Origin of the sequence: Pelomonas sp. V22 (assembly GCF_030014915.1) — a bacterium.
In the GTDB taxonomy this organism is placed as follows: domain Bacteria; phylum Pseudomonadota; class Gammaproteobacteria; order Burkholderiales; family Burkholderiaceae_C; genus JAUASW01.
This window is the reverse complement of the sequence record NZ_JAGIXS010000005.1, coordinates 145,981-157,078: the sequence shown is the minus strand read 5'-3', so window position 1 is coordinate 157,078 and position 11,098 is coordinate 145,981. Positions and strand designations below refer to the sequence as shown.

The window sequence follows — 11,098 nt, the reverse complement described above, 5'->3', positions numbered from 1 at the left end:
ACTTCTCCCTGATCAATGCTACTGCGGTATGCCATCGACCACGTCGCCCAGATCCTGGATTGCGCCCTTGAGCAATCCCGTCGCCTGGGCCAGTTCCTGATGGAAAGCGCGATTGCCCTCGCGCAAGGTGGTCTCCATGTGCTTCGCGAACTCAGCGTGTGCCGTCCCCAGCACTTCGGACACCGAGGCCAGGTACTGATCGGCTTGCCCTGCTGCCGAGCCCAGCGTCTCACTCGCGGCTCGCAGCTGCTGGACCAGTTGCGCCGTCATTGAGCCCTCGCGCTTGGCGGTTTCAATGGTGGCACGCAGGTCCTGCACCATAGAGGCCAGCGCGTCGCGGACGGCGCGCTGCTCGCCCAGGGCCTGCTGCGTTGCCGTCAGTGCGGTACCCAACACGCCACTGGCAGCGTTGAGCTTGTCTGCCGAGCCGCTCAGCCCGCCAGAGGCGCTACGCATCTCGTCCAGGTTGCTGCTGAGCGTGTTGCTCGCCTGGAAAAGCCGTTCGGCACCCATCCCCATCCGGTCGATGTTCTCGTGCGTGGCGGTCTTCATGCGATCCACGGCCTCGCGCATCGCTGCAGCAGCCGCCTCAACCGTGGCGGACAGCCCGCCCACCGCCTCGGCCTGTGCGCCCAACAGCTCGCTGGTGTCGCGCGCCATGGCAGCCTGGCGAGCGCTGAATTCGGCCCCCGCCGCATGGCTCTGCTGCTGCAGTTGCTTGACGAGAGCACTGGTGCTGTCGCCCAGCTCCCTCATCATGCCCATGGCCAAGTCGGCAGACTCACTTTGCCCCTGCGCCACGCTGGTCTTGAGCTGCTCGATGAACGCACGCATCTGCTCATTGGCCTCGGCCTGCCGCGCCTGCATCTGCTTGAGGCTCTCATCCATGCGCAGAGCCATCCCCTCGACCGCGCCGGTCCCCGCCTGCTGGATCTGCGCCGCGAGCGCCTCAAAGCGCTGCGAAGCCGTTTGTATCGTTGCAGCGGTCTGCCCAAGCATCTCGTTCATGCCGCGCATCTGGCCGCCGAACATGGTCTCCATCTGCTGCGTGAAGCCGGCGAGCACATCGGTCAGCAGCTTGTTGACCGCGTCCCCCTGATTGCCACTCACGCTTTGCACCGCATCTGAGATGCGCGCGAGTGGTTCCTTGAGACCTTCACTGAGGCTGCCGGTGATAGTTTCGCCGAGCTGGCTGCTCGTGGCGCTCATCGTGGCGATCTGCTGCTGGGTCAATTCAGTCAGCACCTGCTTTAGGTCCGTGACCAACGACTCCTTCATTTGCATGGCCTGCGTAGCCGAGGTCTCGCTTGCCTCGACCAGCCGGAGGAGGTACTCCTCACCTGCGCCTGAATCGAACAGGCTGTCGATCACGCTGCACAACCGTTCCAGCTGGGTGTAGCGGCCGTTGATCATCAGCTTCTCGACCGTGGTCACCAGCATGGCCAGGAAGATCGCCGCGCCCGAGACAACGAAGGCACCGCCCACGCTGTCCACGAGGCTCTTGAGGCCGGCCCGCACCTTGCCAGCATCGTCCGACACGTCAAACCCACTCAGCCCGAGGATGAGGCCGGTAAAGGTGCCAATGATGCCCAGGCCCGTCAGGATGCCGGGAAGGTGCTTGTAGAACTCGGTGCGCAGCGGTGCATCAACCAGACTCTGCTCGGTGAAGAAGGCATTGGCCTGCGCGGTCTGGCGCCAGCGCACCACCTCCATCATGCCCATGGCATTGGCTCGCTTCTGCGCGTGCAGGGTGTCGCGGAACTCGCTCCAGCAGTGCTGCAGCGCAGGCGCGCTCATTACCTCACGCTCGATCTGGTCCAGGTCCAGCACGGGCCCGGACGCCTTGATCGCAGACAGGCGATCGATGGCCAACGCCAGTTGCCTGCGCACCCGCCAGGCGGGTACCAGGAACTGGATCAGGAAGAAAACAGCTGCCAGTGCCAGCAGCCCCCCTACGCCCCAGTGCACGATCGTGCCCAGGACTTCTTTGTTTTCAAACATGCTGATCAATCTCGCTCAGAAAGGTGGAACAAAGGATCAGGTCGCGCGGGCAGCCCTCCCGCGCTGGATCTTGGGCGCTGCCGCGCGTGATGCGGCAAGCCGCTTCAGCAGCTCGCTAGCGGGTTCGTCGTTGGGGTCTTGGGGCACCAGTTCGCCTCGGAACGCCTTGGCCAGCAGGGCAGGGGTCAGGCGTTGCGCGGCGGTCTGGGCGGCTTGAAGGCGGGCTTCCAAGCGGTCGGCGTAGGCGAAGAGGAGTTCGACGCGGCGGACGATTTCTACCTGTTCATCGCGTGGAGGAAGCGGTATCGGAAACGTCTTGAACATTGACAAGTCGATGCGAAGCCGCGTGACACCGAAGCAGAGTGCTTCAACGATCTTTCTAGAGTTTGGCGAGTTGAAGAAGTGCATGAGATAGCGTGAATCAGCCGCGTTCGGGTTCACGCTCATCTTCATCACATCTGGGGTGACCATCGCCGCTCCAACACCTTCGGGATAGATGCACGCAGTTCCGGGCGGGTCACCAAGTTTCGTGACCAATAGCTCCCCTCCATATACCGAGTACGGTTGATGGTGCTCTCTCCATACTTCCGTTGCCATGAACCCCGGCTTTCGGGTCGAGTAGTAGCCCTCACCGATGTGCCTCAGAAAAATGATCGGCACACCCTCGTCACGGAAGTCCTTGGCCTTAAAGATCGTTCCAAACGGCCCAGCGCAAATCGCGTTTGAGTCATGCTCGGCCAGTTCATGATTGAGTACCCATGCCCAAGAATTCGGCAGCTCGTACAACACCTCACGGCTAACCCGTGCCGCTTCACCTCGAACCCTTACGCGGCCAGATTGGCCTTGGAGAATTTCGTCCAGCGCGTGCCTCGAATTGATGGGTGCTGATGCAAGTGCACCTCGCCACTCTTCCGTCAACCTCCCAGCGGTCGCCGCCGCCAGCACGGATTGCCGAAAGCGCTTGAGCAAGGGGGCGACGCGGGCGAGGCGGTCGTTCACCGCGTCCACGCGGGCCAGCAAGGTATCGAGCTTGTCGGTGATGCGGCGTTGCTCGGCAACAGGAGGCAAGTTGACACCGATCGAGTAGGCGTCGGTGCGGCTTAACCCGGGAATGGCAGTGGACTTGTTCAGGCTCTGCAGCTCCAGCGAGCGAAGCTGATGCAGCCAGTATCTGAACTGGCCACCGGGCACTTGGTCGACGTAATACGTCGTGTCAATCGGGCTGCAGGCGCCCGCCGAAAAATGAACCTGCCCTACGCTCCCTTTGCGACCGACGACGATGGTGGGCCCGCAGGTCAAAGGTACTTCATGCCTACCCACTTCGCCGTTGGAACCAAACACCGGGAATCCCGAACCTGAGCGCAGCCTTTCAGGCAGGGCCTTGCCGTATTTGAACTCGACCAGTCCACCTAGCTTCGCGTGAGTCCAGCCCCGTGGGGTTTCAGAAACTGTCACGATGCCTCCGCCTCACCAAGCTCCGCCAGGATCGCCTCCAGCTCTTCGACGGCCGCATTCAGTTCATCGACAGCCTCCCGAGCCAACAACGCAGGTTCGGGCAGGTCAGCTACATCCTGGGCGTTCTCATCCTTGAGCCAGGCGATGTCCAGGCTGTCGCCCTTCTCTTTGGCAATCCACTCCCGGCTGAAGCGACGGAAACGCCCGGCTTCGCCCTGGTCTAGCCGCTCAGCTTGCCCGTTGGCGTACCTACCGAACGCAGTCTCAAACTCGGCGAAATGCGTGCGCGTCAGCGGCGTGCGCTTGCCAAACTTGGGCGCGTTGGCCCGCATGTCGTAGACCCAGACTTCCTGGGTGCTGCCAGTCGCGGTCTGGCTCATCTTCTGGAAGAACAGCACATTGGTCTTCACGCCCTGGGCATAGAAGATGCCCGTGGGCAGGCGCAGGATGGTATGCAGGCGGCACTTGTCCATCAGATCGCGCCGGATTTCGGCGCCGACACCGCTCTCGAACAGCACGTTGTCGGGCAGCACCACGGCGGCGCGGCCACCGTCCTTCAGGTGTCGCACGATGTGCTGCAAGAAGGCCAGCTGCTTGTTGCTGGTAGCGTAGGTGAGGTCGTCGCGGGTGGGGCCGCCGCCACCCTTGGCGGTGCCAAAGGGCGGGTTGCTGAGCATGATGTCGCTCTTGGGCAGGCTGCTGCCGACGCTGCCCAGGGTGTTGCCGATGTGGACCACGCCTTCGTCGTCACCCTCCATGCCGTGAAGCAGGCAGTTCATCAGCGCCAGGCGGCGGGTGCTGGAGACCAGCTCCATGCCCAGGTACGCCTTGTTGCGCTGAAACTGGCGCTGCTTCTCGCTGAGGTTGTAGAGGTCGTCGGTCTGGCTGCGGATGTAGCTGTCGGCGGCGATCAGAAAGCCGGCCGTACCTGCGGCGGGATCCTGGATGGTTTCGCCGGCCTGAGGCTTGATCAGGTGGATGATGCTGTCGATCAGCGGGCGCGGCGTGAAGTACTGGCCGGCACCGCTCTTCGTCTCGTTGGCGTTTTTCTCGAGCAAGCCTTCGTAGAGATCGCCCAGGCCGTCCTGCTTGGCGCTGAACCAGTCGATGCCGTCCAGGCTCTTGATCAGCTGCTCGAGGTGACGCGGCTCCTTGAGGCTGGTCTGTGCGTCGGCATAGATGGCAGCAATCAGCGGATCCGGACTTTGCGAAAGCTGGAGCAGGCTGGTCTTGTAGTGCGTCAGCAGATTCAGGCCGGAGCGGCTGGTGAACTCGGGCCAGCGGGCGTAGTCGGGCAGCTTGTGCGCCTGCAGGATGCCGCTCTCGGTGTTCTCGAACTCCATCTTGATGAAGAGCAGTAGCACCAGCTCGGTGACGTAGTCGCTGTAGTTGATGCCGTCGTCGCGGAGGACGTCGCAGAGGTTCCAGAGTTTCTGGACGATGTCGGAGGTGGTCATGGGAGCGAGGAATGGAGTCGGCGACGATTCTGCGGCATGTATCGGTCTGCACGGCTTGCGCAGGCCGCGAAATGGAGTGCCTCGGGGCGATCACCGCTTCAGCGGCGGGAACCCTTCGTAAAGGCTGGCGTACTCCTCGCGCGGCGGCTCTCCGCGCAGCAGCAAGCCCCGCGGCTCGATGTAGCTGTGGATCTCGCGCTTCGGCTGCTCGTGCCAGCCGATGTTGAACGCGCAGAGTTTCGGAAAGAACTGCAGGCTGCTGTACGGCAGGTGGTTGTGAATCCAGTACGCCATCCGGCGCCACTCAAGAGGCTCGAATCTGGCGTTGAACCAAGGTACAACGACACAGGCCATTGCACCCATGCGGCCATTGGCGTCGGGCCGGTCCCAGATGTGGGCGGCATAGTTGCTCTCATTGGAGCCGCAGTTGTGACCCTTCTCGTTGCCCAGGGCGTTGATTGCGGCGCTTCGGTAGGCCGAGCGGATGGCAATGCGGCCAAACGTGTCCTGCAGCGGCTCCAGCAGTTCCTCGCAGAGCCGACGGCCGTTCTGCAGGGCCAGGTCCGGGTCGTCCGGCACGTTGGGCTGGCCGTAATGGTTGGCAATCTCGCTGTACAGGAAATCGCGCATGAAGAAAGTGCGCGAGAGCGGTTCGCGGCCAAGGTTCTCAAGTGCCTCTACGGATGCTGGCTTTCTCACAACAACTCCTCTGCTTGACTGCTGGTTCTCAAGCCGCCTGCGACCAGAGCGACCCCGCGAGCAACTGCATGACCCGGTCCAACTCGCCCCCGAGCAGCTTGTCGAGCTGCTTGGACCCGCCGTCCTGAGCAAAGGCGGTGTTGACGAAGGCGGTGTCCATCACCACTTCGTGGGTCAGCTGCTTGGCGAGGCGGTCCAGCCACTTGCGTTGCACCGGGCTCCAGGCGCGCTGGGAATAGATCTTCTGCATGGCGTTAGCCACGCGCTGCTCGAAGGGCAGCAGGGCCTCGCCGAGAGCCGCCTGCCGGATGTAGCCCACGATGCTGGCAGCGATCTCCTGATTGCTCTTGGTACGCCAGGCTGCCTTCAAGTTGGCTTCTGAGTAGCCATGCTCGTCCAGCAGCAGGCGCACCTGCTTGAGCTGTTCCCGGGTCAGGTCCTTAGGACGCTGCACGACCACGGCCAGTGCGGCCGACTGATTGAGCTGCTGGCGGATGAACGTGCCGAAGCTGTCGAGGTAGTCCTCGGGCTTTTTGTAGGTGCCCCAGCTTTGCTCTCGGAGCACGAGCTCATCGGCATGCTGCGAGAGGATGGGCATGTAGGCCGTGCCCAGCAGCTCCTGCACCTCGGCGAGCTGGGTGAGCAAGCGCGTGCTGTGGCGAAGGTACTCAGCCGCGGCCTTCGGGCCGTGCTTCTGCCCGAGCTCGTGCAGGTGCCGGTGCAGTTGCGCGGGCGGCAGGCCCCACTGCTGCTCCAGCGCGACCAGATGATCCCGCAGTTTCGGGCGCTTCTCGGCGCTGTGCGCGGCCTTGCGCAGCACGCGCATCAGCTTCTGGTTCAGTTGGTCGAGCACGTCGTGCGCATGTGATCGACCCTGCTCGATGCCCGGGGCGTCGTAGCTGGCAGGATTGTTCAGCTCGTCGATCAGTTGTTCGATGCTGACCTTGGGATCCTTGACGAGAGGCCGCATGGTGTTGACCTCCTGCAGCGCGGCATAGAGGTCCACCGGGTCGTAGATCTTGAAGACGGTTTTTCCGATCTCGTCGCAGCGCCGGGTGGCTCGCCCGATCATCTGCTCGTACAGGATGCGAGAGCGCACGCGGCGCATGAAGACCAGGTGGCAGATGGGCGGCACATCGATGCCTGTGGTCAGCAAATCAACCGTGATCGCGATGCTCGGATAGCGCTCATTCTTGTAGAGCCGGATCAGCTGATCGACTTTGTCGGACGCGCCGGTGATCTTGCGCACCGCGGCCTCGTTGTACTGGCTCCCGTGAACAGCCTTGAATGCGTCGTCCAGCAGTCGCTTGACCATGTCGGCATGCGCGTCGGTAGCGCAAAAAATCATGGTCTTTTCTTCGCTGGTCGGGTCCAGCTCCTGGGCCAGCTGCTCACAGATGACCCGGTTGAAGTCCTCGCTGATGACGCGCTTGTTGAAGCTCTCCAGCTCGAAGCTGAGCTCGTCGTCGAGCTCGGCGGTCTGAATCTCGCCCGTGCCGAGGTTGATGGCCTCGACGGCCTGCCCCTTGGCAAAGTGGATGCCGTTCTGGCTCAACAGGGTTTCGTAGCGGATCGGAGGCTCGTGGTCGATCAGCCAGTCGTCGGCCACGGCCTCGCGGTAGGAATAGGTGAAGACCGGCTTGCCGAAGATGTCGGTCGTGTGGCGAGCCGGGGTCGCAGTGAGGCCGATTTTTGCGGCATCGAAGTAATCGAGCACGCGTCGGTAGCTGGAGAGGTACTGAGACTGATCCCGGAGCGCCATCTCGCCCTCGGTCATCTCCTGGTCCAGCGTGTAGCCCCGGTGGGCCTCGTCCACGATGATGCAGTCATAGGCATCGACGCTGGGGGGGGAATCGCTGCCGAACACGCGTCGGACCATGGCCTGGACCGTGGCAACCTGCACACGGGTTTCCGCCTCGGCAGCCATGTCACCCAAGTCAGCGATGTTGTAGATCTTGGAGAGCGGCTGGTTCTGCTCGAGAGGCGCCTCGTTGAAGGCGTCGATCGCCTGGTCGCCCAGCGCGGTGCGGTCGACCAGGAACAGGATGCGCCGAAAGCGCTCCGCCTTCAGGAAGCGGTACATCAGGCCGATGATGGTCCGGGTCTTGCCAGTGCCCGTGGCCATGGCGAGCAGGCAGTTCTGCTGCCCCTGTGCCAGAGCAGCTTCAACAGCCGCAATGGCTCGCTCCTGGTAGTCGCGCAGGCGCAGGTAGGCAAAGCCTTCTTGCTGCAGCTTGGCCTCGGCCTCAGCCTTGCTGCGGGTCAGCTGGTCGAGCAGCCCCTCGGGGGAGTGAAAGCTCGGAAGGGGCCGCTTGAGATGCGATGGATGCCGCAAATCGCGGTGCCAGGTGCCGCTCGCCTCGGCGCTCTGCTTGACCAGCGGTCGGCCGTTGCTGGAGTAGGCGAATGGCACCAGGAATTCGCCACCTTGACCGTCCGGCCAGGGGCCATGCCGACCCTCAAGATGCCAGGCCGGGACTTGCTCCGCCATCAAGGCCATGCCGCGCGCGTATCGCTCCGCCTGTTCGATCTTGCCGGCGACGTTGACGTTCAGGCGCTTGGCCTCGACGGCGGCGATGGGCGTCATCCCCGCGAAAAGGATGTAGTCGGCGCTCTGCTTGCCCTGGGCAGGCCATTCAGCAATCGCCCTGTTCTTGTTGCGCTCCGGGCGCGCACCCTTGGCGTGGGTCAGGTTGACGGTGTCCGCCTCCCAGCCCGCGTCATTGAGCTGCTGATCGATGATGAGTCGCGTGGCGGCCTCGTCCATGACGACCTTCTTGGCGGCCACGTTGGCCCGTTCGGCAAAGTCGTTGATCTGCTCCTGAGTCGCCATGGGGGCGGGCACGGACACCCTGGCGTCGAATTCGGCCTTGAGCGCGGCAAAGCGCTCGCTGGCTTCATGGGCCAGGGCCTCGTAGATGCTGCGCTCTTCATGCGCCCGCTGCGCCATGTCGCGCTCTTGCGCAGCCCGGGCTTCCATGAGCTGCGCGAGCTGCGACTGACTGGATTCGGCCTGCTGGGCGCTCTGCAAATCCTGGCTGAGCTGCGCGATCTGCTGCTGCAGGCTGACCAGCTTCTGGCTCGGATCGTCGGGAAGGACAAACGGGCCCGGCTTGAATTCAGGCTTGTTGCCGAAGCTGCGGTGGAACCAGACGGCAATCTCCCTGGCAATCTTGAGAGCCTCGAGGCCCTCGCGATAGCCGATGTCATGGTCGATCTGGTGTGCCGCCGTGTTTCCGCGCTGGCGAAGCAGGTGGAACATCTGGCGTACCTGCGGGTCCATGCCCAGCCGATGATCCACCGCACGGAGCAGTTCGGCCTGAGTGGGCTGCTGCAACCGGACGCCGACACGGGCGGCGATTTCCTGCGTGAGCGCTTCAGCAAGCAGCCGCAGCTTGAGGATGCAGCTGGCTGGGTCAAACGGGTACAGGCGCTCAGCTGTGGCACCCAGGTCAGCGAGTAGCGCTGAGTGCTCTGCAAGAAAGCTGAAGTTGCTGGACTCGCGCATCGACCCTCCCAGGTGAACGCCTTATACGGCGCGGCTCGCAGACGAGCGCCGCGGCACAAAACCGGGCGAGCATAACGCGGCGATCGCCTGCCGCTCTCTAGCGACTTGCCCTCATGAGCGCACGGCGACCGCGCCGTTCCATGCTCCAGGAGAACGCGAATCCTTAGAAAGGGCGCATGCCCATGAATGAGCACATCACCTTATATATCCACGCCTGGAGGCAGGAAAAATTACCAACCAAGGGCCACGCAAAGCCACCGTCTCAATAGGGGGTGCAAGGTTGCTTCCTGCGTCGTCGCGATCGACCTGATTTCTAGGTCGAAGCTTATGCAGCACCATGTACTGAACTGCACCAGCGTACTAGACCGTCCCCGACCGTTGCTTGACACCAGACTTCAAGCCGGTCGGGCGATCTATTTGTCGTCGCGTCGCAGCAGTTGGGCTACGCCCTGCTTGGCTGCGGCGGCCGACGAGCCGAGGGCGCTGCCCACCTGCTTTCCAGCGTTGACTGTCGAGCTCACGGCAGCCGCGGCAGCCGCCTTTGCCTTCTCAGCGGACGAGCTCGCGGCCTCACCTACGACTTCTGCGGTAACGGTGGCGGCACGTGCTGTGGCTTGCGCGACCGACCTGCTGACCTCGCTTGTGGACGTTGCAATGGTCGAGCCAATTGCCGATGCCTGATCTGCCATTGCCGATGTCGCGCCGCTTGCCGCGTCCGCCACTGCGCTCGCAGCACTGGATGCAAGCTGGGCTGTCGTGCGGGCGGCATCACCGACACCGGAGATCACGCGGTCGCTGGTAGCTGCAGCGGCACCTGCGACGAGGCCCGCCGTGCTTTTCATCTTGCTAGCCGTGACAACAGCCGCACCAGCAACCGCCTGCGCCGTAGCCGTCGCCGCGCCGGAGGCTGCCTGGACCGTCTTCTGGGTAGCGACACGACCTGCACCCACCAAAGCCTCACCTGTACTCGAAGCTACGCTCTTGGCCACGCGGACGCCGCAATCCCTGGTAACCGCACCAAGCAGCGAGATTGCGGCGAGCGACGCGCTTCGGCGAACAGAACGATGGTCAGGTTGCACCAGCGCCGCGCAGTAGTGCTTGGTAAGCATCGCCACGCGCAGTGTCAGCAACGCGTTGGCGGCGCCGTTGGCCAAGCTGTTGACCAGCAGCCTGGAGATCCCTCCCAGTCCGGGGACCGCCCCGGCCAGGGACGGCGCGGCGGCCGTAACGATGGGTGATGCGAGCTCCGCGAAATCGACATCCTCGATGCCACTGGATATCACCAGGGACGTGCCGACGTTGGCGTAAACATCCAGGACCTGCCTGACTGTGGGCCGGGTGTTGTAGAGGGCGAGAACATGCCATATCAGCCGCATTTGGCTAGCCAGGACCACCAGCCCGTCCAGCCGACCGTTCTGCATCATCGCAGTGCCGATAAAGGTGTTGCTGGCTGCACGCAACGCCAAGTCGTCAGCGAGCCGGCCCAGTTCGTCCATCGCGCCCGGGATCTGATCGAAGTCAGTGGGCGGCTTGTCGGCGAGCCGCGGGTTCAGCTGCAGCTGACGCAATGTCTGTGCGCGGTACGCAGCAATTGCAGGTTCATCCCCCTCCCGGGGACGAGGCACAGGACGCCTCAAGGAGAAGTACATCACCCAAGGAGACGCCGCCAGCCCCGACATCAGGAGCGACAGAGACCAGAACACGTATGTTCCAGAACCATCAGCAACACGATCTGCCGCAGCGGCAAGCTGGGTGATGGTGGCCAGGACAGAAGCCCCGGCCCAGATGACCACCAGGATGGCAAGGGCAAGAAAGGCGTTGCGGACAGGTCTGCTCAACACGGCTCCTTGCCCATGCAGGGCGCTGACGGGTGCGGCAGCATGCCGGGAATCCAACTTGCCTCCCAAGGAGTTCCGGCAAGCTACTCACTTGCTTGCACCAGTCTAGCCCGGGTGACTCAACATCCCCGGGGTGTCCG

General features: G+C 63.3%; 6 protein-coding genes. All 6 read right to left on the bottom strand.

The features are described from left to right. Nucleotides 1-18: 18 nt before the first annotated feature. Nucleotides 19-2,001: an anti-phage ZorAB system protein ZorA gene (gene zorA / locus J7U46_RS16795; RefSeq protein ID WP_282828208.1), complete on the bottom strand. Its 1,983-nt coding sequence runs from the start codon at nt 1,999-2,001 to the stop codon at nt 19-21. Nucleotides 2,002-2,037: 36 nt separating this feature from the next. Beyond that, nucleotides 2,038-3,456, bottom strand: coding sequence for a restriction endonuclease subunit S (locus tag J7U46_RS16790; protein WP_282827883.1), 1,419 nt, complete (start codon nt 3,454-3,456; stop codon nt 2,038-2,040). Next, nucleotides 3,453-4,913, bottom strand: coding sequence for an N-6 DNA methylase (locus tag J7U46_RS16785; RefSeq protein ID WP_282827881.1), 1,461 nt, complete (start codon nt 4,911-4,913; stop codon nt 3,453-3,455). Before J7U46_RS16785 ends, J7U46_RS16790 begins: the two co-directional genes overlap by 4 nt. 90 nt (nt 4,914-5,003) lie before the next feature. After that, nucleotides 5,004-5,543 (bottom strand): hypothetical protein, encoded by a 540-nt coding sequence (locus tag J7U46_RS16780; RefSeq protein WP_282827879.1) that lies wholly within the window; start codon nt 5,541-5,543, stop codon nt 5,004-5,006. Nucleotides 5,544-5,640: 97 nt separating this feature from the next. Continuing rightward, a complete protein-coding gene (gene hsdR / locus J7U46_RS16775; protein WP_282827877.1) occupies nt 5,641-9,120 on the bottom strand; it encodes a type I restriction-modification system endonuclease in 3,480 nt (1,159 codons plus the stop codon). Between the two features lie 413 nt (nt 9,121-9,533). Next, nucleotides 9,534-10,958 (bottom strand): hypothetical protein, encoded by a 1,425-nt coding sequence (locus tag J7U46_RS16770; RefSeq protein ID WP_282827875.1) that lies wholly within the window; start codon nt 10,956-10,958, stop codon nt 9,534-9,536. Nucleotides 10,959-11,098 lie beyond the last annotated feature (140 nt).